The organism is Lebetimonas sp. JS085, assembly GCF_000523295.1.
Lineage (GTDB): Bacteria > Campylobacterota > Campylobacteria > Campylobacterales > Nautiliaceae > Lebetimonas.
This window is the reverse complement of record NZ_ATHR01000001.1, coordinates 153680-173701: the sequence shown is the minus strand read 5'-3', so window position 1 is coordinate 173701 and position 20022 is coordinate 153680. Positions and strand designations below refer to the sequence as shown.

Annotated in this window: 25 protein-coding genes and 1 tRNA gene; 20 read left to right on the top strand and 6 right to left on the bottom strand. The window is 30.5% G+C overall.

The genetic code is table 11. The annotated features are described in order from the left end of the window. The first annotated feature begins 13 nt into the window (after nt 1-13). Both DZ68_RS0100940 and DZ68_RS0100935 read left to right on the top strand, forming a co-directional pair. Nucleotides 14-298 carry a phasin family protein gene (locus tag DZ68_RS0100940; RefSeq protein ID WP_024786830.1) on the top strand — a complete coding sequence of 95 codons (285 nt, stop codon included), beginning with the start codon at nt 14-16 and terminating at the stop codon, nt 296-298. Further along, nucleotides 285-1904, top strand: a complete 1620-nt coding sequence (locus tag DZ68_RS0100935) for an AarF/ABC1/UbiB kinase family protein (protein WP_024786829.1) — start codon at nt 285-287, stop codon at nt 1902-1904. The genes DZ68_RS0100940 and DZ68_RS0100935 overlap by 14 nt, the downstream gene beginning before the upstream one ends. Before the next feature lie 25 nt (nt 1905-1929). Here DZ68_RS0100935 and DZ68_RS0100930 read toward each other — a convergent pair. Continuing rightward, nucleotides 1930-2015 (bottom strand) — tRNA-Leu (locus DZ68_RS0100930). A 38-nt stretch (nt 2016-2053) separates the two neighbouring features. After that, nucleotides 2054-2329: an HU family DNA-binding protein gene (locus DZ68_RS0100925; protein WP_024786828.1), complete on the bottom strand. Its 276-nt coding sequence runs from the start codon at nt 2327-2329 to the stop codon at nt 2054-2056. A gap of 105 nt (nt 2330-2434) precedes the next feature. Between DZ68_RS0100925 and DZ68_RS0100920 the strand changes: the two genes are divergently transcribed. From DZ68_RS0100920 to DZ68_RS0100875, 9 genes are all read left to right on the top strand, one after another. Further along, nucleotides 2435-2881, top strand: a complete 447-nt coding sequence (locus tag DZ68_RS0100920; protein ID WP_024790499.1) for a CoA-binding protein — start codon at nt 2435-2437, stop codon at nt 2879-2881. Next, nucleotides 2878-4086 (top strand): threonine ammonia-lyase, encoded by a 1209-nt coding sequence (gene ilvA, locus DZ68_RS0100915; protein ID WP_024786826.1) that lies wholly within the window; start codon nt 2878-2880, stop codon nt 4084-4086. The genes DZ68_RS0100920 and ilvA overlap by 4 nt, the downstream gene beginning before the upstream one ends. Before the next feature lie 9 nt (nt 4087-4095). Next, on the top strand, nt 4096-5517 hold the full coding sequence (gene gatB / locus DZ68_RS0100910) for an Asp-tRNA(Asn)/Glu-tRNA(Gln) amidotransferase subunit GatB (RefSeq protein WP_024786825.1): 1422 nt from the start codon (nt 4096-4098) through the stop codon (nt 5515-5517). Next, on the top strand, nt 5514-7109 hold the full coding sequence (locus tag DZ68_RS0100905; RefSeq protein WP_024790498.1) for an NAD-binding protein: 1596 nt from the start codon (nt 5514-5516) through the stop codon (nt 7107-7109). The genes gatB and DZ68_RS0100905 overlap by 4 nt, the downstream gene beginning before the upstream one ends. After that, entirely contained in the window at nt 7106-7798 is a 693-nt protein-coding gene (locus DZ68_RS0100900; protein ID WP_024790497.1) for a TrkA family potassium uptake protein, read from the top strand. The genes DZ68_RS0100905 and DZ68_RS0100900 overlap by 4 nt, the downstream gene beginning before the upstream one ends. Continuing rightward, nucleotides 7795-8679 carry an NAD(P)H-dependent glycerol-3-phosphate dehydrogenase gene (locus tag DZ68_RS0100895; protein ID WP_024790496.1) on the top strand — a complete coding sequence of 295 codons (885 nt, stop codon included), beginning with the start codon at nt 7795-7797 and terminating at the stop codon, nt 8677-8679. Before DZ68_RS0100900 ends, DZ68_RS0100895 begins: the two co-directional genes overlap by 4 nt. Before the next feature lie 152 nt (nt 8680-8831). After that, entirely contained in the window at nt 8832-9551 is a 720-nt protein-coding gene (locus DZ68_RS0100885; RefSeq protein WP_024786821.1) for a TlyA family RNA methyltransferase, read from the top strand. Then, complete coding sequence (gene ispG / locus DZ68_RS0100880) at nt 9544-10602, top strand: flavodoxin-dependent (E)-4-hydroxy-3-methylbut-2-enyl-diphosphate synthase (RefSeq protein ID WP_035907671.1); 1059 nt, start codon at nt 9544-9546, stop codon at nt 10600-10602. Before DZ68_RS0100885 ends, ispG begins: the two co-directional genes overlap by 8 nt. Further along, nucleotides 10599-10883 carry a hypothetical protein gene (locus tag DZ68_RS0100875; protein WP_024786819.1) on the top strand — a complete coding sequence of 95 codons (285 nt, stop codon included), beginning with the start codon at nt 10599-10601 and terminating at the stop codon, nt 10881-10883. The genes ispG and DZ68_RS0100875 overlap by 4 nt, the downstream gene beginning before the upstream one ends. Here the strand turns inward: DZ68_RS0100875 and DZ68_RS0100870 are convergent. Beyond that, on the bottom strand, nt 10873-11124 hold the full coding sequence (locus DZ68_RS0100870; protein WP_024786818.1) for a hypothetical protein: 252 nt from the start codon (nt 11122-11124) through the stop codon (nt 10873-10875). The two genes, DZ68_RS0100875 and DZ68_RS0100870, sit on opposite strands and share 11 nt — an antisense overlap. Nucleotides 11125-11162: 38 nt before the next feature. Between DZ68_RS0100870 and DZ68_RS0100865 the strand changes: the two genes are divergently transcribed. From DZ68_RS0100865 to DZ68_RS0100855, 3 genes are read left to right on the top strand one after another with little or no spacing between them, the layout of a single operon-like run. Continuing rightward, the gene (locus DZ68_RS0100865) at nt 11163-12563 is read left to right on the top strand and encodes a replicative DNA helicase (protein WP_024786817.1); all 1401 of its coding nucleotides are present in this window, start codon (nt 11163-11165) and stop codon (nt 12561-12563) included. Nucleotides 12564-12570: 7 nt separating this feature from the next. Further along, nucleotides 12571-13713, top strand: coding sequence for a ComEC/Rec2 family competence protein (locus DZ68_RS0100860; protein ID WP_162147223.1), 1143 nt, complete (start codon nt 12571-12573; stop codon nt 13711-13713). Between the two features lie 14 nt (nt 13714-13727). Continuing rightward, nucleotides 13728-15659: an IGHMBP2 family helicase gene (locus DZ68_RS0100855; RefSeq protein ID WP_051428149.1), complete on the top strand. Its 1932-nt coding sequence runs from the start codon at nt 13728-13730 to the stop codon at nt 15657-15659. Here DZ68_RS0100855 and tpx read toward each other — a convergent pair. Continuing rightward, complete coding sequence (gene tpx / locus DZ68_RS0100850; RefSeq protein WP_024786813.1) at nt 15652-16167, bottom strand: thiol peroxidase; 516 nt, start codon at nt 16165-16167, stop codon at nt 15652-15654. The two genes, DZ68_RS0100855 and tpx, sit on opposite strands and share 8 nt — an antisense overlap. 423 nt (nt 16168-16590) lie before the next feature. Between tpx and DZ68_RS0100845 the strand changes: the two genes are divergently transcribed. Genes DZ68_RS0100845 through DZ68_RS0100840 form a run of 3 tightly spaced genes read left to right on the top strand, consistent with a single transcriptional unit; the run spans nt 16591 to nt 17421 of the window. Further along, the gene (locus tag DZ68_RS0100845; protein WP_024786812.1) at nt 16591-16836 is read left to right on the top strand and encodes an integrase arm-type DNA-binding domain-containing protein; all 246 of its coding nucleotides are present in this window, start codon (nt 16591-16593) and stop codon (nt 16834-16836) included. After that, the gene (locus tag DZ68_RS11315; protein WP_156919590.1) at nt 16781-17077 is read left to right on the top strand and encodes a hypothetical protein; all 297 of its coding nucleotides are present in this window, start codon (nt 16781-16783) and stop codon (nt 17075-17077) included. Before DZ68_RS0100845 ends, DZ68_RS11315 begins: the two co-directional genes overlap by 56 nt. Further along, entirely contained in the window at nt 16996-17421 is a 426-nt protein-coding gene (locus tag DZ68_RS0100840) for a hypothetical protein (RefSeq protein WP_024786811.1), read from the top strand. Before DZ68_RS11315 ends, DZ68_RS0100840 begins: the two co-directional genes overlap by 82 nt. A 72-nt stretch (nt 17422-17493) precedes the next feature. Here DZ68_RS0100840 and DZ68_RS0100835 read toward each other — a convergent pair whose 3' ends face one another. Next, nucleotides 17494-18006: a transposase gene (locus DZ68_RS0100835; RefSeq protein WP_255327392.1), complete on the bottom strand. Its 513-nt coding sequence runs from the start codon at nt 18004-18006 to the stop codon at nt 17494-17496. 476 nt (nt 18007-18482) lie between these two features. Here DZ68_RS0100835 and DZ68_RS0100830 point away from each other — a divergent pair, with 476 nt between their 5' ends. The 3 genes from DZ68_RS0100830 (at nt 18483) to DZ68_RS10680 (ending at nt 19642) form a co-directional block, all read left to right on the top strand. After that, complete coding sequence (locus DZ68_RS0100830; protein WP_024786809.1) at nt 18483-18734, top strand: type II toxin-antitoxin system RelB/DinJ family antitoxin; 252 nt, start codon at nt 18483-18485, stop codon at nt 18732-18734. Then, nucleotides 18727-18996, top strand: coding sequence for a type II toxin-antitoxin system YafQ family toxin (locus tag DZ68_RS0100825; protein ID WP_024786808.1), 270 nt, complete (start codon nt 18727-18729; stop codon nt 18994-18996). Before DZ68_RS0100830 ends, DZ68_RS0100825 begins: the two co-directional genes overlap by 8 nt. Nucleotides 18997-19495: 499 nt before the next feature. Next, the gene (locus DZ68_RS10680; protein ID WP_156920202.1) at nt 19496-19642 is read left to right on the top strand and encodes a hypothetical protein; all 147 of its coding nucleotides are present in this window, start codon (nt 19496-19498) and stop codon (nt 19640-19642) included. Here the strand turns inward: DZ68_RS10680 and DZ68_RS0100815 are convergent, their stop codons facing one another. Further along, a complete protein-coding gene (locus tag DZ68_RS0100815) occupies nt 19643-19900 on the bottom strand; it encodes a sigma factor-like helix-turn-helix DNA-binding protein (protein WP_024786807.1) in 258 nt (85 codons plus the stop codon). Nucleotides 19901-20022: the final 122 nt, after the last annotated feature.

The window sequence follows — 20022 nt, the reverse complement described above, 5'->3', positions numbered from 1 at the left end:
AAAGGAGGGATGTATGAATATTCAGGATTTAGTTAAAATTGGTATAGGAAGTGTTTTTTTGGCAAAAGAGAAAATGGAAGAATTAATTGAAGAAGCTAAAAAGAGGGGAGAACTTAGCGAAAAAGAAGCCAGTGAACTTATAAATGAGATGAAAAAAGAATCCGAGCAAAAAATGGAAGAAATAAAAAGATTGATAAAAGAAGAAGTAAAAAAAGAATTATCCGAAATCGGAGTTGCAACAAAAGAGGATATTAAAAGAATTGAAGAAAAACTTGATAATTTGAATGTTAAAAAATAGTATTTATGAATTAAAAAGAACAAAAGATATAATTTTTGTTCTTGCAAAGTATGGATTTGGAGATATAATAGAGAGTTTAGGTGTTCCTGTCCCTTTCAAAAAAAACAAGTCGAAATTATCCAGAAATGAAAGAATCAGAAAAGCAATAGAAGAGCTGGGCCCTACTTTTATAAAAATGGCCCAGCTTCTTTCTTTGCGCCCGGATTTAATACCCATAGATTTAGCCAAAGAGTTTGAAAAACTTCAGGATAATGTCTCTCCTATGCCTTTTGAAAAAATAAAAAGTGTTATTGAAGAGGCATTAAATAAAAAAATAGAAGATTATTTTATAGGAGATTTTACTTTATTAGCCAGTGCATCAATTGGTCAGGTTTATAAAGCTGCTTTAAGAACAGGTGAAATTGTAGCTGTAAAAGTATTAAAACCTGGTATTGAGGATAAAATTTTATTAGATATTGCCATTTTGCAGAGACTGGCTGAAATTATAAGAAGCCGGCTTTTAATTTATGGAATAGACAGTGTCAGAATAGTGGAAGAATTTGCAAAATCTATAAAAAAAGAACTTGATTTTAATTTAGAATCTCTTAATATGAAAAGATTCAGCGCTAATTTTAAGGGCAATAATGATATAAAGATTCCAAAGCTCTATTTTTCTTCAAAAAAACTACTCGTTATGGAATATATTGATGGAATTAAAATTTCAGATATAAAAAAATTAAAAGAATCCGGTTATGATTTAAAAGAAATTACAAAAAAAGGTTTTGATTTAATATGTGAGCAGATTTTTTTACACAGATTTTTTCATGCCGACCCGCATCCGGGAAATTTAATGGTGTATAAGAATAAAATTGTATTTTTAGATTTTGGAATTATGGGAAGGCTGAGCGTTGAGGACAGGAAATATTTTATAGAACTTATTTACTATGTAATAAAAAATGAGGAAGAAAAAGCGGCTGAATATGTTTTAAAACTCTCTAAAGTTCCAAAAGAAATTGATGTCTCATCTTTTAAAAAAGAGGCGGCTGACATAATATCCACATATTTTTATTCTTCTTTGAAAAATATAGAATTAAAATCTTTAATGGAAGATTTGCTTAGAATTATGAACAGATATAAAATTTTTTTAAAAGAAGACAATTATTTACTTTTAAAATCTTTGGTGACGATGGAGGGGGTAGGTAAAAAATTATATCCTGAATTTAACGCCGCCGAGGAAATTAAGCCGTTTGTAATAAAAACATACAAAAAAATTTTTTCTGTTTTTAATATTTTTAAAAAATCACATGAATTAAATCTTTCTATAATGGAGTTTTTCCAAAAAACCCCTTCCAATATAAATGAAATAATAGATAAAATTAAAAACGGCGAGTTAAAAATAGAATTTGAACATGTCGGTTTAGATGAAATAGAAGAGAGTATGAAGAATTCTTTCAACAGACTCTCTTTAGCAGTTATTATAGCTTCTATTTTAATAGGCTCTTCAATGCTTTTATCTTTTTATGTTCCGCCTATGATGGGACATATTTCTATTTTAGGGCTTGGAGGATTTGTTTTTGCATTTGTTTTGGGGGTATTGCTGATTCTTGCCATTATAAAACAAAAATAATTTTGAAAAGTATAAATTATTAAAATGGTACCGGCGGTGGGACTCGAACCCACATGAGCAGAGCTCATCGGATTTTGAGTCCGACGCGTCTACCAGTTCCGCCACGCCGGCTTGGAGTGAAATTATATCAAAAAAAAGAAAAAAAAGAATTATTTGTTTAATAATTCTTTTAGTTTTTTCCCTACTTTGAATTTTACAGATTTAGTTTCAGGAATTTTGATTTCTTTTCCTGTTCCCGGCACCCTTGCTGTTCTTGGAGCTCTTGTGACACTCTCAAAGCTTCCAAATCCTATAAAACTAACTTTTTTTCCAGCTTTTAACGCTTCTTCAATTGTTTGAATAGTTGAATCTATTACTGCGTTAGTATCTTTTTTGCTCAAACCTGTTTTTTCAGCAACAGCTGCGATAAGTTCTGATTTTTTCATTTTTCCTCCTTAAATTAGTCTACAAAAAAATTTTACTCTTTTTTTTTATTAAAAATCAAGTGTTTAGGGCTTTTTTTGATATAATTTTGTAAAAAAAGGTAAAAAATGCTCTCTTGTGAGTTACCTACGGCAAAAAATGCCGATAAATCTATTTGCAGTGTATTAAAAAATTCAAAGGTTATTGTTGTGGTCGGTCTTTCTCCAAAGCCTCACAGGGCTTCAAATCAGGTGGCAAAATATATGCAGGAAAACGGATATAAGATTATTCCTGTTTATCCCAGAGAAGATGAAATATTGGGAGAAAAAGTTTATAAAAGTTTGGAAGAGATAGATTTTGAGATTGATATTGTCGATATTTTCAGAAAAAGTGAAGACACCCCGCCGATAGTGGAAAAAGCCATCAAGCTTCCCGGAGTAAAATGTGTTTTTTTACAAGAAGGCATAAAAAATGAAAATTCAAAAAAAATAGCTGAGAATGCGGGAATTTTTTATGTGGAAGATAAATGTATTATGGTTGAACACAAAAGATGTAAAAATGAAGGATTATTATGATTGAACTCGGTAAAATAAAAGAAGCCCAAAAGAGGGTGAATAAGGTAATTTACAAAACGCCTTTTGCCTATGCCCCCACTCTTTCACAAAAAGTGGGAAACGAAATATATTTAAAAAAAGAAAACCTGCAAATTACAGGTGCGTTTAAGTTAAGAGGCGCATTTAATAAAATTGCCGCACTTGGGGATGAAAAGAGAAAAAAAGGAGTAATTGCCGCCAGTGCCGGGAATCATGCACAAGGGGTGGCGTATTCGGCGAGTTATTTTAATGTTCCTTCGGTTATAGTAATGCCTGAAGCCACCCCTCTTACAAAAGTCAGCGGTGTCAAAGAATACGGTGGTGAGGTTGTTTTAGCCGGAAACAATTATGATGAAGCATATGAATATGCCGTAAATTTGGCAAAAGAAAAAGGAGTTGAATTTATTCACCCGTTTGCAGATTTTGATGTAATGGCGGGTCAGGGGACAATAGCCCTTGAAATGCTTGAAGAAATTCCGGATTTGGATTATATATTGGTTCCTGTAGGAGGAGGAGGGTTAATCAGCGGTATAGCCTCTGCGGCAAAACAGATTAATCCTAAAATAAAAGTAATAGGCGTTACAGCGGCGGGTGCACCTGCCATGAGGCTCAGTTTTCTCAGCGGTTCAGTTCAGGACAGTGCTTTTGTAAAAACCATTGCAGACGGCATAGCCGTCAGAGACACTTCCCCTGTAACCTATAATATAATAAAAGAAGTGGTTGATGATATTGTGGAAGTGGATGATGAAGAAATAGCCAATGCAATTTTATTTTTGATGGAAAGACAAAAAGTAGTTGTGGAAGGTGCGGGGGCAGTCGGTGTGGCTGCATTGTTACATCATAAAATAAATTTTAGTGCTCCAAAAAAAGTCGGAGTTGTAATAAGCGGCGGAAATATTGATGTAACAATGGTTAACTTAATTATAGAAAAAGGTCTTTTAAAATCACACAGAAAAATGAAATTGATAGTTACTTTAATAGATAAACCGGGTTCACTTATGAAACTGACTGAAATCTTAACCGAGCAAAAAGCAAATATTGTTCAAATAGGATACGACAGAACAGATTTAAATCTGGCAATTGGTGATGCAAATGTGACAATAGCACTTGAAACAAGAGGATTTGAACATCAGGAAGCCATTAAAAGGGCGCTTCACAAAAATAAATATAAATTTGTAATTCAATAAGGAGAATTAATGAAATATGAAGTAGTAATAGGATTGGAAGTTCACGTGCAGTTGAATACAAAAACCAAAATTTTCTGCAGTTGTGCAACAAGTTTCGGAGATGAACCTAATATAAATACTTGCCCCGTATGTCTCGGACTTCCGGGGGCTTTGCCTGTAATGAACAAAGAAGCCGTTAAAAAGGCTGTAATGTTTGGTAAAGCTGTTAATGCGACTATTAATAAAAAAAGTATTTTTGCAAGAAAAAATTATTTTTACCCTGATTTGCCAAAAGGATACCAAATAAGCCAGTTTGAAATTCCCATTGTTGAACATGGCGAATTATTTATTGAAGCGGACGGAAAAACCAAAAGAATAGGAATAACAAGGGCTCACCTGGAAGAAGATGCAGGTAAAAACATCCATGAAGGCGAATATTCTAAAGTAGATTTAAACAGATGCTCCACACCTCTTCTTGAAATTGTAAGCGAACCGGATATGAGAAGCAGCGATGAAGCCATTGCATATCTTAAAAAACTCCATTCTGTTGTTAAATATTTAGGAATCAGCGATGCCAATATGCAAGAGGGAAGTTTCAGGTGTGATGCAAATGTATCAGTTAGACCTTTTGGGCAAAAAGAATTCGGCACAAGGGTTGAACTTAAAAATATAAACTCTTTCAGATTTGTAAAGCAGGCGATTGAATATGAAATTGATAGGCAAATAGAAGCTTATGAATATAATGAATATGAAAAAGAAGTTGTTCAGGAAACCAGGCTTTTTGATTCTAAAACTGGTAAAACAAGAAGTATGAGAGGAAAAGAGGAAAGTGCGGATTACAGATATTTTCCAGACCCTGATTTACTTCCGCTTGAAGTGCCTGATGAGTTTTTTGATATTGAAATTCCAGAACTTCCGGATGAAAAGAAAGAGCGTTATATTAAAGAATTTAACTTAAAAGAATATGATGCGGGAGTACTTACAAGTGAGCCTGAACTTGCCAAATTTTTTGAAGAAATGGTTCAAAGGGGGGTTGAACCAAATGCTGCAAACAGATGGCTTGCAATTGAACTTTTGGGAAGACTTAATAAATTAAATATATCAATTGAAAATTCTCCTGTGCCTGCCGAAAAACTTTCACTTATTGCCATTAGGGAAAAAGAAGCTGTTATCAGTGGGGCAGGGGGTAAAAAAGTGCTTGATTTGTTAATGGAAGAAGATTTGGAAGTTGACGAGGCAATTGAAAAATTGGGACTTAAACAGGTAAGTGACGAAGGCGCTATTGAAAAAATAGTGGATGATGTTTTGGGCGCCAATGAAGATAAAGTTGCTGAATATAAAGGCGGAAAAGAAAAATTATTCGGCTTTTTTGTGGGACAGGTTATGAAAGCAAGTCGCGGTAAAGCAAATCCTCAGGTTGTAAATAAATTACTAAAAAGTAAGCTTTCTTGAAGAAAGAATCTAAGATAGTAAAAGCATTAGTTGCTTTTGCTTTTTATTTAGATGGCAGTGAAAAATATATAAAATTTAAAAGAAAAATTGACAGGCTTCTTAATGACACTTCTTATATAGGTAACAGAATATTTGATATTTTTATGCTAATTATGGTAAGTTTAAGCGTTGCCATACTCCTTTATGATATAAAACACAATGTAAATCCGTTTTTTGAAAAATTTGATTTTTATGTAATTACCACTATTTTTGTAATTGAATATATTTTTAGGGTCTGGGTTTATAATGATATTCATAAAATAATTTTGGAAGAATATGAGGAATCTAATTTCTTAGGCAGAAATTTTCATTTAAAAAATGTGTTAATAAAAATTATTAAAACAAAACTTGAATATATGAGCACACCTTTTGCAATTATAGATTTACTTGCCATTTTACCTGCTTTCAGAACCCTTAGAATCCTTAGAATTTTTGTAATATTCAGACTTATTAAAATATTAAGATATACAAAAAACGTCAATATATTTTTAGATGTTTTAAGAAGTAAAAAATTTGAATTGTTAATTGTATTATTGGCTGTTGTTTTTATTGTCTTTATCGGAGGCTCGGTTATCTATGTGTTTGAAGCTCATACAAATCCTGAAATAAAAAATCTGTTTGATTCATATTATTGGGCTTTAATTACTATATCTACCGTTGGTTACGGGGACATAACGCCGGTAACAAATGAAGGTAAAACTCTTACAATGCTATTAATTATTACTGGAGTCGGTATTATTTCATTTACCACTTCTATTATTGCAAGTGCATTTACCGAGAAATTACATGAATTAAAAAGTGAAAAAGTTTTCAGGGAGATTGAGCATTTTAATGAAATTTATTTAATCTGCGGTTTTTCGGATGAAGCAGAAATTTTAGGAGAAAAATTAATAAAAGAAAAAAAAGATTTTTTAATCGTCGATACTGATGAAAGCAGGGTTGAAAAAGCTGCATTAAAAGGATATGAGGCAGTTAAAGGAGATATTACCCAAAAAATTTTTTTGAAAAATCTCCATTTTAAAAAAATTACCAAAATTTTTGTATTGACAAACTCGGATGTTACAAACACATTTATAACCCTGACTTTAAGGGCATATTCAAAAGGGGCAAAAATTATTGCCCTTGCCAATGATGAAAAAAATATTTCCAAATTGGAAAAAGTCGGGGCTGATTATGTTGTTGTCCCTACCAAGGCCACTGCACTTCTTGCAAGTGTTTATATAGGGAGCCCCATTACATTTGCCGTAATTGATGCAATTTTAAGTGAAAAGAAAAATGCAATTATTGATGAAATAAAGGTTATAGAAAATTCAATACTTGATGGAAAACTGATAGGAGAGATTGATTTTGACAAATATAAAATATTGCTTTTCGGCGTTTTAAAAGACAAAGAATCCCAAATGCTTGAAAAAACTTTTTCTTTAACTAAAGGCCATTTTTATTTTAACCCGCCTTTTGATTTAAGACTTGAAGCCGGAGACATTATTGTTGTAATGGGATACAGTGTAAGTATAAATTATTTTAGATATCATATAGAAAAGAGTAGTTTATGAAAATAGCTATTTTCGGATTTGACAAATACGGGGAAAAAATCGCAGCCACATTAAAAAAATCCAATGTTATAATTGTTGTTTTTGATGAAAATGAAGAACAAAAAGCAAAAGAAAAATTTTTTGACGTAATTAAACTTAACGAAATCAATGATGAAGAGTTGCAAAAGATAGAAAATATAGAATATGCAATTTGTACATTAAAAGATGAGGAAAAAAATCTGTTTTTGGTGTTGTCTCTTAGAGAATTGTTTCCTGAATTAAAAATTGTTGTTAAAATAAGCAATAAAGAAAACGAATATAAATATAAATTGGCCGGTGCAAATAAATTATTGAACCCTTTTGATATTATAGCAAACAGAATAATGACTATTTTGAAAAAACCTTTAACATTAAAAGTTATAGAAGAAATTATTTTTAAAGATAATAAGCTCTCTTTTGCAGAAATTGAAATTCCGGAAAATTCTTTTTTGGAAGGTAAAGCAATAAAGGATGTGTATAAAGAGATAACAAGCATATATAATTTACTGATTATTGGAATAGTGGATAAAGAAATAAGTGAAAATGTTATATTTATAGTTAGAGGTATAAATCATATTTTAAACAAAGGCGATATTTTGGTGGCTGTGGGTGATACAGATGAAATAGATAGGTTTAAAAGAGATTTGGAAATATTTAAAGGGAGACAATGATAGGAATAATAGGAGCGGGAAGCTGGGGAAGCGCTTTGTATCATGCCATAAAACAAAAATATAAAGATGCTGTAATTACTTCGAGAAGAAAAAGAAATATAGAAAACTTTGTAAATATTGAAAAAGTTTTAGAAAATGAATATATAATTATTGTTATTGCAGCGCAGGCTATAAAAGATTTTTTAAAAAAATATGATTTGAGGGGTAAAAAAATTTTAGTTGCAAGTAAGGGAATAGATAAAGATGAGCTTAAATTTTTGAATGAAATTTTCGAACAATATATTGAAACTGAAAATTTAGCGTTTATATCAGGCCCCTCATTTGCAAAAGAGGTAAAGGAAAACAAACCTACCGCCCTTGTTATTGCTTCTAAAAATTTAAATTTGGCAAATGAATTTAAAAAATTTTTTCCGGATTTTTTAAAAATTTATATTGATGATGATGTTGAAGGCGTTGAGGTTGCAGGTGCATATAAAAATGTAATAGCAATTGCCGCAGGAATCTGCGAAGGGCTCAATCTCGGAAACAATGCAAAAGCCGCATTAATCAGCAGGGGTCTTGTTGAAATGGACAGATTTGGGGAGTTTTTCGGGGCCAGAAAAGACACCTTTTTAGGCGTTGCGGGGGCTGGGGATCTGTTTTTGAGTGCAAATTCCACAATGAGCAGAAACTACAGGGTAGGGCTTAATCTTGCTAAAAATAAACTGCTTAAAGATATTTTGGATGAACTCGGAGAAGTAGCCGAAGGAGTTTACACTACCGAAGCCATTTATAAATTAGCCCAAAAACATAATATTTACACACCTATTGCGAATGAAGTTTATAAAATAATTTATACCGGTAAAAAACCGGTGGAATCTTTAAAAGATTTGCTTATTTAGCTTTTTTTGCTGCATCTAATGCAATATAAAGCATAGCCCCTGTTGCCACTACACATAATACTAAAGCCATAAATCCGCTGAATCCCATAACGTCTCCTTTTTTTGTTTTAAAAATTATAACAAATTTAATATAATTATCAAAAAGGTTTTATGTGAGAGCAGATAAATTTTTGGTTTTAAAAGGATTTGTAACCTCACGAAACAAAGCAAGGGAGTTAATCAAAAACAATAAAATCAAAATAAATGGTAAAACAGTAAATAAAACTTCTTTTGAAGTAGATGAAAAGGATAAAATTGAAATTTTGGAAGAAAAGATTTATGTAAGCAGGGCAGCCCGGAAGCTTAAAAATTATTTGGAAAAATATAATATAACGTTTGACGGAAAAACAGTTTTGGATATAGGGGCAAGTACCGGGGGGTTTAGTGAGGTAAGTTTGGAAAAAGGTGCCCGAAAAATTGTAGCGGTTGATGTCGGGAGCAATCAGCTTGATAAAAAATTAAAACAAAATCCTAAAATTATTTGTTATGAAAAAACAGATTTCAGAAATTTTGAATATCCGGAAAAATTTGATTATATTGTAAGCGATGTAAGTTTTATTTCTTTAAATAAACTTATTGATAAAATAGATAAATATGCCAAAAAAGATATTATTTTGTTATTTAAGCCCCAATTTGAAGTTGGAATAGGAATAAAAAGAGATAAAAAAGGTGTTGTTTTGGATACAATTGCAATAGAAAAAGCAAGAAGAAAATTTGAAATCAATTGTAAGAATACAGGGTGGAAATTATTAAGAAGTGAAGAGAGTTCCGTTAGGGGAAAAGAAGGAAATATTGAATATATTTACCATTTTATAAAGGAAAATAATGATTAAAAGATATCCCACAAGAAAAATAAAAATAAGAGATGTTGAAATAGGAGGAGGTGCCCCGATTAGCGTTCAGTCAATGACTTATTCAAAAACAAAAGATATAAACTCAACACTTGAGCAGATAAACAGGCTCTATTTTGCAGGGGCCGATTTGGTAAGGGTTGCAGTGCTTGATGAAGAAGATGCAAAAGCCCTTAAAACTATTGTGGAAAAATCACCGCTTCCGGTTATTGCCGATATACATTTTAATTATAAATTAGGTCTTATAGCCTCAGAATATGTGGATGCTCTCAGGATTAATCCTGGAAATATAGGGGGAAAGACAAAAATAAAAGAAATTGTAAAAGCGTGTAAGCAAAGGAATCTGCCCATAAGAATAGGGGTAAATTCCGGCTCTTTGGAAGAACATCTGGAAAAAAAATACGGACAGAGTCCTAAAGCAATGGTTGAAAGTGCGCTTTGGCATATTAAATTTTTGGAAGATTTGGATTTTTTTGATATAAAAGTTTCACTTAAAGCAAGCGATGTTATAAGAACGGTCGAGGCTTATCGAATGTTAAGACCTTTAGTGGATTATCCTTTTCATTTGGGAGTGACGGAAGCAGGGACTAAATTCCATGCTACTATTAAAAGCGCTGCGGCATTTGGAGCACTTTTACTTGAAGGAATAGGGGATACATTAAGGGTTTCCATTACGGGTGAACTTGAAGAAGAGATTAGGGTGGGCCGTGCAATTTTACAGGATTTGGGACTTATTAAAGGAGTTAATATAGTTTCATGTCCTACGTGCGGAAGAATAGAAGTTGACCTGCCTCCTATTGTCGAAGAGGTTGAAAAAGCAACGAAAAATATAAAAGTGCCTCTTAATCTCTCTGTTATGGGCTGTGTTGTAAACGCTCTCGGTGAGGCAAAAGAAGCTGATTTGGCAATAGCCTGCGGAAAAGGATACGGTCTTATACTTAAAAAAGGTGAAATAATAGGGAAATATAAAGAAAAAGAACTGCTTCCTAAATTTTTGGAGGAGATAAATAAATATGTAAAGGAATGCAAATGAATACACCCGCTTTAATTTATGCAGTCGCTTTAACTATTGTTTCTTTGGCGGTTATTTTTATGATTATGGTAATTAAACCAAATAAGGTAACTAAAGAAAAGCTTGAAAAAATATTGAAAAAAGAAATAATTGAAAAACTAAAAAATGCTGAAAATGAAAAAGAAATGAAAGAAATTATAAGAAGTTTGGACAATAAAACAAAAATGAAATTAAAAACGCTTTTTGAATCTCAGGATGTAAGAGATGTTATAAACGGTGTAAAAGAACATTTTAAGGTTTAAATTTTTTTCTAAGCTCCGGATCCATTAATACATCGGCAATTTCAATATGTAAATCTGCTTTTTGGGGATTTGTAATTTTGTATTTTTCTTCGTTTTCAGATAAAATAATACCAATTTCGACAGGATTGTTTGTTGTTTTTAACTGATGAACCAAATCTGTATCGTGGGTTTGTATATAAATATCTTTTAACTGGATTGAACCCGGTGTGTCTTTGAAAGGATATGTGATTTTTACAACCATTTATAACCTTTTTTATAATTATAACATAAGGAGTAAAATTGGATTTATATAATTTGGATATTGAGAGGGGAATATTGAGTGCTGTTATTTTTGACGGAAAAGTATATGAAGATGTGGCGGCTATTTTAAGCCCTAAAGATTTTTACCTTCCTTTTCATCAATATCTTTTCGAAGCTATGGAAGAGTTGTATCATAAAGATATGCCTATTGATGAAATTTTTTTAAGGGATGTTTTAAATAAAAAAAACAAATTTGATGAAGAGCTTTTTTTAGAAATTTTGGGAACCGCCCCGATAGAAGCGGTAGAAATTTATGCAAAAGAGATAAAAGATTTATCGGTAAAAAGAGAGCTTATACATCTTTCAACAGAAATTAAAAAAACAGTTTTGCAAGAAGACAAAAGGGCTGTTGAAGAGGTTGAAGAGATTCAAAGTAAACTTTTCAGCATCGCAACATCCAATCTTTCCGGGGATTTTAAAGATTCAAACAAAATAATAAACGAAACTTTGGATTATATTAAAAAACAGGTATCAAAGCAAAATAAAATTGTAACAGGGCTTGATACCGGATTTGTTGAACTTAACAGAAAAACAAGCGGATTCGGAGAAGGCGATTTGATAATAATTGCCGCAAGGCCTTCTATGGGTAAAACGGCTTTTGCACTGAACCTGGCATTTAATGTATTAAGGCAGGATAGGGGGGTGGCAATTTTTTCTCTTGAAATGCCGGCGGAGCAGCTGATGCTTAGAATGATAAGTTCGGCAAGCGATATTCCCCTTCAGGATTTAAGAAGGGGGAATTTAAATGATGAAGAATGGTCCAAACTTACCGAGGTAAGTGATTATTTAAGCGAAAAACCTCTTTTTGTGGATGACGAGGGAAGTGTCAATATTCATACAATAAGGGCAAAACTCAGAAAATTAAAAGCTCAAAACAGAGATATTTCCCTTGCAATTGTAGATTATCTTCAGTTGATAAATTCAGATATTAAAGAAAGGCATTTGGCTATTGCGGAAATTAGCAGAAGTCTTAAACTTTTAGCGCGCGAACTTCAAATACCCATAATTGCCCTTTCCCAGCTAAACAGGGCACTTGAAAGCAGGCCTAACAAAAGACCGATGCTGAGTGATCTTAGAGAATCAGGCGCAATAGAACAGGACGCAGATATTATAATGTTTATTTATCGTGATGACGTATATAAAGCATTGGAAGCCAGACAGAAACAAAAAGAAGCAATTCAAAAAGGAAAAGCTGCGGAAGTGACATATAATGAAAAGGAAATAGAAGATGCGGAAATAATCATCGGAAAACAGAGAAACGGACCGACTGGCACCGTTGAAATGCTGTTTCATAAAAAATACACCAAATTTAGCGATAAATTAAGTAAGGTTAAAGAAGTTGAGCATACAGAAGCTCATATTGACATTCCTGCTATTTAGTTTTTTATTGTGTTTAAGAGGGGCTTTTTCTTATATTTTATATAAAAATTTTATTTCAAAAAAAGTGGTTAAAATAGACGGGTTTGTCGCAAATCAGTATAAAAAGAAAAATTACTATGTATTGAAGATAAAATCAAAAAATTTAACTTTTTATACAATAAACAGGGATGATTTAAAAAATCTTTTGAATGAAGATGTCTCTGTTAAAATTTTTACCAAACATATCTCTTTTAAAAATTATCTTTTCGGATTTTTTGCCCCAAGTTTTGATTTGAAATTAAAAGAACCTTCAAAAATTGAAAAATATGTTGAAAATCAGCATAAAAATATAAAAATAACAAATTTATACAAAGCTTTGTATTTTGGCAAATCTATTGATTTTAGCACAAGAAAAGACCTTTCGACTCTTGGAATAAGTCATCTTTTTGCCCTTAGCGGATTGCATCTGGGGTTTTTAAGCGCAATTTTGTTTTTTATGTTAAATCCTGTTTATAAATTTTTTCAAAGCCGTTTTTTTCCGTATAGAAACAGATATTTTGATTTGGGTATTTTTATTTTAACAACAGAATTTTTATATCTTTATTTTACTAATTTTCCTTCATCGCTTGTCAGGGCTTTTGTTATGGAAACGGTTATTTTTATAAGTCTTATTTATCTGGAAAAAGAGCCTTTGAGTGTTTTAATATGGACATTTTTAATAAGTGTTTTAATATTTTTTGAAAAAGTTTTCAGTATCGGATATTTTTTAAGCTTTATGGGTGTATATTATATATTTTTATTTTTTAAATATTTTAAACCGACTTTTGTCAATTCTTTGATTTTGAGCTTTTATATGTATTTGGTTATGTTTATATTGGGGCATTATTTTTTTTATAATTTCAATTTTTATTCATTTTTTTCACCTGTTGTAAACATATTGTTTTCTGTTTTTTATCCTGTAAGTATATTTTTGCATTTAACAGGGTTTGGCGGATTGTTTGATAAAGTTTTACAGTGGTATCTTAATATGGGAGAGAAAAATTATTATGTTAATGTAGATTTTTGGATACTTTTATTTTTTTTATCTTTAAGTTTTTTTGCTTATTACAGAAAGTGGGCTTTTTATGGTATAAATTTATTTGCATTGATAGTTATTTTAATAAAAATTTAAAAAGGTTATATTAAATGAAAATAATGTATAAATTTGAAAATATTGAAGAGTATAAAAAATATTTTAGTGAGTTAATTGAAAAAGAAAGAAAAGCAGAAAAAGAATTTTATTTAAATGAAATAAAAAAACTAACGCCACAAGAGAGACAAAAAAAAGGCAGGGCACTGCTCGGGCTTAAAATGAAATATATAGGAGAGTTTTTAGATTTTAAAATATACATGTTCAACAGAAATAATATGCCCGAACACCAAATTAAAGTAGGGGATATTGTATTAGTGAGCAGGGGGGAGCCTTTAAAATTTTCCAAAGAAGCAACCGTTAGCAGTGTTGGCAAAAATTTTATAGAAGTTTATTCAAAAGAAGCAATATTCAGAAGTAAATTATACAGACTTGATTTGTATGTTAATGATATTACATTTAAAAGAATGATAAAAGCGTTAGATGAAATGAAAAATGGAAAATGTAAAATGAAAAATTGTATTGATGTATTAATAGGTAAAAAAGCCCCAAAAATTATTGAAGTTGATGAAAGAAGCGATATTTTAAATGAAAGTCAAAATGCAGCTCTTAGAAAGTGTATTAACTCAGATGTTTTTTTAATTCATGGTCCTCCGGGAACAGGAAAAACTACCACTTTGGCTGAAGTTATAAAAAAGCACATAGGAAAAAGAATTTTAGTTACGGCAGACAGTAACGTGGCGGTTGATAATGTTATGGAAAAAATGGGTGAATTTAATATTGTAAGAATCGGTCATCCTGCAAAAATTGATTCCAAACTTATGAAATTTTCTCTGGATGTAAGAATAAGAAGGGATAAAAGATATAAAGAAATTGAAAAAATTAATAAAAAAATAGATGATTTAAAACATATGCAGGAAAAAAGATGCAAAAAACCGACTCCCGGCAGAAGAAGAGGGATGAGCGATGAGGAGATTTTACAATTAGCAAAAGAAGGAAAAGCAAAAAGAGGTATTAAGGCCGAGTGGATAAAAGAGATGGCCGAATGGCTTAAACTGCAAAAAAATATCAGTAAGTTATATGACGAAAAAAATAAAAAAATAGAAATTATTATGAATGATATTTTAAATAATGCTGATATTATTTTTGCAACCAATTCAGGTACCGGCGGTGAATTTTTGGAAACAAAAGAATTTGATGTTGTTTTTATAGACGAAGCAGCCCAGGCAATGGAGCCATCAACGCTTATTCCTTTAATAAAAGCAAAGCAGGCTGTTTTTGCGGGTGACCATAAACAGTTGCCTCCAACAATTTTAAGTAATGATAAAAGGCTTATGGTTTCACTTTTTGAGAGACTTACATATTTGTATAAAGATATTTATTATACCCTGGGTATTCAATACAGAATGAATGAAAAAATAAATAATTTTTCAAGCTCGGAGTTTTATGAATGCAGGGTAAAAACATATGAAAAAATTAAAAATATAACTATAAAAGATTTAAAAATTAAAGAAAATGAAATGTATGGGGGATATGCGCCGATTGTTTTTATAGATACATTGGGTAAATTTATAGAAAAATCAAAAAGCGGAAGTTTTTCAAAATATAATCCACTTGAAGCCGAGTATGTAAAAAAAATAGTTGAAAAATTAATAAAAAACGGGGCTAAAGAAGAATATATCGGAGTAATTACCCCTTATAAAGACCATGAAGAATATATAAAAAAAATAATGAAAAACTCAGTTGAAGTGAAATCTGTGGACGGTTTTCAGGGCAGGGAAAAAGAAATAATTATTTTAAGTCTTGTTAGGGCAAATGAAAATGAAGAAATCGGGTTTTTAAAGGATATAAGAAGACTGAATGTATCAATAACACGGGCTAAAAGAAAACTTGTTATAATAGGTGATGCTAAAACATTAAGAATAAATAAAACTTATAAAAATTTGATTGAATATATAAAAAAAGAAGGGATTTATAAAACTATTTAGCGGCTTCTTTTAGTGCATTTAGAGCTGCTTCATAGTTTGGTTCTTCAGTGATTTCAGGAACTAATTCTTTATAAGTTACTTTTCCTTCTTTGTTTACTACAAATATTGCTCTAGCACTAAGACCTCTAAGTGGACCTTCAGCAATTAAAGTTCCATAATTTACACTAAAACATTTTTCTCTGTAATCACTTAATACTTGAAGATTTTCAATTCCTTCAGTTGAACAAAATCTTTTTGCAGCAAAAGGTAAATCCATACTTACTACACATACTACCGCTCCATCAACTGCAGCAGCTTGTTCATTGAATTTTCTAGTTTCAGTTGCGCAAACAGGTGTATCAAGACTTGGTACAGCAATAATTAACTGAGCTTTTCCCTGAGCTCCACCAATTGTTATTTCTTCAAGTGCGTTATTTGGCAGGGTTACAACAGGAGCTTTATCTCCAACATTTACTTGATTCCCATAAAGTGCTACATCATTTCCTTTTAATTTTGTTGTTACAGGCATATTGTCTCCTTTTTTTATTGGAGTATATCAAAAAGTATGAAAATAAAAAAGATAAAAATAGTCTTATTTTTGTAATGTAACAAAAAGTTACACATACTAAAATTAAATTTTAATATGAAATTCTTTTGGAGAAAAATTTATAGAAGGATAGTGGTGCGGCGGAGGTGCGTAGTTTTTTAGTTTTTCTCAGTTTCAGATTGTATCACTTCTTTTGAAATATTACCATAAAATCGGGATATTGTTGTTTTTATTAGTTTTAGTTTGTATCATATTAGCACAAAAAAAAGTGGGGTCAGTAGTGGGGTCGGTTTTTTAACCGCACCATATTTCATTAAAAAGGAGTTTAATATGAGTATAGTTTTAACTCAAACAGCAATTAATTCTTTTTTAATAGATGATAAAAGAAAGAAGTAATCAGATGGAATGGTAAAAGGTTTGAGACTTGTTAAAAAAAATAAAAGTATAGTTTGGGAGTTTAGATATAAAAAGATTGGAACTAAAAAAGACACAAGCCTTAAAATAGGAAATTATCCTGATATTACTTTAAAGACAGCCAGAGATATTGCAAGAGGTTATAAGGAACTTTTAGCAAAAGGTATTGACCCAGTAGAGCATAAGAGAGAAAAAGAAGAAGCCGTTAAAAGGGAGCAAGAAAAAAAAGACTTTTAAGACAATAGCTTATGAGTTTTTAGAATTAAAAAAAGGAAGTGTTAGCAATAAAAGATTTAAGAGCAATTATTTAAGAGCTTTTGAAAAATATGCTATTCCTTTTATGGGTTATAAGAAGATAGACAAAATTACAAGATATGATTTAATAGACTTTATAAAATGGATACCAAAAGTAAATCTTCCAAATGCTACCAGAACAAGAGAAAAATCTACACAGCAAAAGAAGTATTTAATTATGTAAAAAACTGCCTTGATTATGCGTTAAATTTAGGACTTATAGAATATAATCCAGCTTACGGAATAGATCCAAGCAAAATATTACCAAGAGAACAAAAAGAGAAAATGAAAGCCGTTATTAATGAAACTAAAATCAAAGAAGTATATCAAAAAATCCTCTCTTACGATTATGAAGCAAGCCGTTACATAATGCAGTTTCAAGCACTTACAGCTTTAAGAAATGTAGGACTTTACCGCTTAAAGTGGGAGTATATTGATTTTAAAAGAAAGATTATTATTTATCCTCCAAATACATATAAGGATAATAAAGAGCCTTTTAGACTTCCTTTAACGGATAACACTGCTTAATATACTTCAATACTTTAAAAAAATTGAGACATACCATTAATTTTGTGTCTGTGATATTATAACAAATATTTTTCATTCATCAACTCCATGTTCAAAATTCATAACAAACATTTGATTTAATTCATATCTTTTAGATTTAATTAAAGGGTTAATTTTCCAAGTTTTATGTAATTTATCAGTTACAATAAAAAGAGCAACATTTAAAATATCCATAGATTGAAAAAAAACACCTTTTTTAAGTCTCTGTTTTTCAAATGTAGAATGAACGGATTCCACAGCATTTGTTGAATTGATAAGTTTTCTAATAGTTTCGGGATATTTTAAAAAAGCTAAAAATTCTTCTTTTTTTGAATTAAGATATTTGATATAAGTCGGATAGTGATTTTTAAATTTTTCAATTATTTCAGTCTGAAAAATAGATAATCCTTTTTCAAAAGTATCACAAGAATATTTAATTTCTTTGATTTTTTTATTAACGAAAGAAGCATCTTCTTTTTTCATATGTTTATAAATATTTCTTGAAAGATGAACTGTGCATTTCTGAATGTCAGAATAAGGAAAATAAGCTTTTAAAGAGGGGAAAATAAAAAGACCATTAGTTACAAGACTTTTTAATGCAATGTATCAAAAAAATATCATAGCTCAAAAACTATTAGAGGAATTAAAAGCAATTGACCCAGAGTTTTTAAGCGATAAAAATTTACTTACTATTAAAGGCATTAAATATATTATCCTTCCTTAAACTCTTATCAATTTATTCTGCTTAAAAATCAATAAAGGGGGTAAACCTATTTTTACAGGGTGTAAAGACATAAACATATCAAAATCCCCTATTTATGAGAGTTTTAGAGTATTTAATAAATAATTAGGGTGTAAGTAAGTGTAAGCATTTCAAGGGTTTACACCCCAAGAAAATGCCGAAATTATGGGCTTTTCAGGGCGTTAGGGTGTATCAGTCGGCTGCCCAGTCACGAAAAAACAAAAACTAATTTCAGGGGGGTGGGGGTATGATTGCTTTTATATCCCAAATGGTGTATAATAAACAAAAAAAAAGGATTGATATGAAAACTCAAACAAGTATCAGAATTGAAAAAGAATATTTTGAAGAAGCAAAAGAGATTTTAAGACAAGTAGGTTTGAGCTATTCAGAAGCAGTTAACATTTTCACTGCAATGATAGTAAAGCATAAGGGACTTCCTTTTGAAGTAAAAATTCCAAATGAAACTACTCAAAAAGCTATTAAAGAAGCAAGAACTGGTAAAAATGTGGAAAAAACAAGTATAGATGAGCTTAAAAGATTTGCTAATGCTTAAACTCAAAAGACATAAGCAATTCATAAAAGATATGAAGAAAATTAAAATAAGTGATACTCAGTTTCAAAAATTTATCAATTATATTTCTCTGCTATTAAATAATGAAGAACTTCCAGCAGAAGCAAAAGACCATTCATTAACAGGTGAATGGAGTGATACAAGAGAATTTCATATAGGAGGCGATTTATTAGTTATATACATCAAAACAGACGAAGAATTAATCCTCGTTAGAATTGGAACTCACTCACAGCTTTTTAAATAGCAACATTTATGCAACAGGTAAAAAACTTCATTAGCTCCCTTTTACAGGTGATTTAAGAACTTGTAAAAATAAAAAAGCAACACTTTTTTTTAAAAAAATACCTTGATTTTTTTTATCACGCTAATAGAGAAAATTGAAAAGGAAACAAAAGGAAACAAGTCTTAAAAGTTTCTTTTTTGAAGTTTCTAAAAGTTTACAAGTAATTTAAAAAGTAAACAAAAGTTAACAAACTAAACAAAACTAAACAGCTTTTAAAAAGTCAACAGATAAAATTTAAAACTATATAGAAGCTTTATTAAGAGGAAAATTAATACATCTTCTTTATTACAATAAAAAAGGAAATGCTCTGTTTCAAAAGCCGGATAAAATTCTTTTAGATAATCCAAATCTCTTTAATGTTTTATGTTCAAATCAAAATAAAGGAGCAATAAGAGAATCGTTTTTTGTATCACAACTTTTTAAACATACAATCAGATATTCAAAACAGGGGGATTATATAGTGGATGAAAATTACGTATTTGAAATAGGAGGGAAAAATAAAACTAAAAGACAAATAAAAAACCTTGAAAATGCATATATTATAAAAGATGATATTGAAATAGGATTTGATGAAATTCCACTTTGGCTGTTTGGGTTTTTGTTTTGATTAAACAAAATCCCTCAAATCTATTTTTTCTTTAAAAGCTATTTGTTTTAATTTTTTAATAGCGTTGCTTTCTAACTGTCTGACTCTTTCTCTTGTAATTCCTAAAACATAGCCTATTTCTTCAAGGGTAAGCCCTTTTACTTCTCTTATATCTTCTATTATTCCTTCTTCTAACATTTTTTGGGTAGCTTTGTCATAGCTTTTATATTTATCGTAATATTGTTTTAGAATTTCAATTTTTGGGTTATGTTTTTTCATCTTTTTTTCCTTTTTTTTGAGATTATTATTAGCAAATATATTAGAGATTTTTTATATTAATAATATTTTAACACAAATACTTGATATAATAATCATAATGACAGAAAAAACTATATGAGAAA

Coding starts and splice junctions, on each gene's coding strand:
- DZ68_RS0100940 (WP_024786830.1), top strand. CDS start 14: ATGAATATTCAGGATTTAGTTAAAATTGGTATAGGAAGTGTTTTTTTG.
- DZ68_RS0100935 (WP_024786829.1), top strand. CDS start 285: ATGTTAAAAAATAGTATTTATGAATTAAAAAGAACAAAAGATATAATT.
- DZ68_RS0100925 (WP_024786828.1), bottom strand. CDS start 2,329: ATGAAAAAATCAGAACTTATCGCAGCTGTTGCTGAAAAAACAGGTTTG.
- DZ68_RS0100920 (WP_024790499.1), top strand. CDS start 2,435: ATGCTCTCTTGTGAGTTACCTACGGCAAAAAATGCCGATAAATCTATT.
- ilvA (WP_024786826.1), top strand. CDS start 2,878: ATGATTGAACTCGGTAAAATAAAAGAAGCCCAAAAGAGGGTGAATAAG.
- gatB (WP_024786825.1), top strand. CDS start 4,096: ATGAAATATGAAGTAGTAATAGGATTGGAAGTTCACGTGCAGTTGAAT.
- DZ68_RS0100900 (WP_024790497.1), top strand. CDS start 7,106: ATGAAAATAGCTATTTTCGGATTTGACAAATACGGGGAAAAAATCGCA.
- DZ68_RS0100895 (WP_024790496.1), top strand. CDS start 7,795: ATGATAGGAATAATAGGAGCGGGAAGCTGGGGAAGCGCTTTGTATCAT.
- ispG (WP_035907671.1), top strand. CDS start 9,544: ATGATTAAAAGATATCCCACAAGAAAAATAAAAATAAGAGATGTTGAA.
- DZ68_RS0100875 (WP_024786819.1), top strand. CDS start 10,599: ATGAATACACCCGCTTTAATTTATGCAGTCGCTTTAACTATTGTTTCT.
- DZ68_RS0100870 (WP_024786818.1), bottom strand. CDS start 11,124: ATGGTTGTAAAAATCACATATCCTTTCAAAGACACACCGGGTTCAATC.
- DZ68_RS0100855 (WP_051428149.1), top strand. CDS start 13,728: ATGAAAATAATGTATAAATTTGAAAATATTGAAGAGTATAAAAAATAT.
- tpx (WP_024786813.1), bottom strand. CDS start 16,167: ATGCCTGTAACAACAAAATTAAAAGGAAATGATGTAGCACTTTATGGG.
- DZ68_RS0100845 (WP_024786812.1), top strand. CDS start 16,591: ATGGTAAAAGGTTTGAGACTTGTTAAAAAAAATAAAAGTATAGTTTGG.
- DZ68_RS0100840 (WP_024786811.1), top strand. CDS start 16,996: ATGGATACCAAAAGTAAATCTTCCAAATGCTACCAGAACAAGAGAAAA.
- DZ68_RS0100830 (WP_024786809.1), top strand. CDS start 18,483: ATGAAAACTCAAACAAGTATCAGAATTGAAAAAGAATATTTTGAAGAA.
- DZ68_RS0100825 (WP_024786808.1), top strand. CDS start 18,727: ATGCTTAAACTCAAAAGACATAAGCAATTCATAAAAGATATGAAGAAA.
- DZ68_RS0100815 (WP_024786807.1), bottom strand. CDS start 19,900: ATGAAAAAACATAACCCAAAAATTGAAATTCTAAAACAATATTACGAT.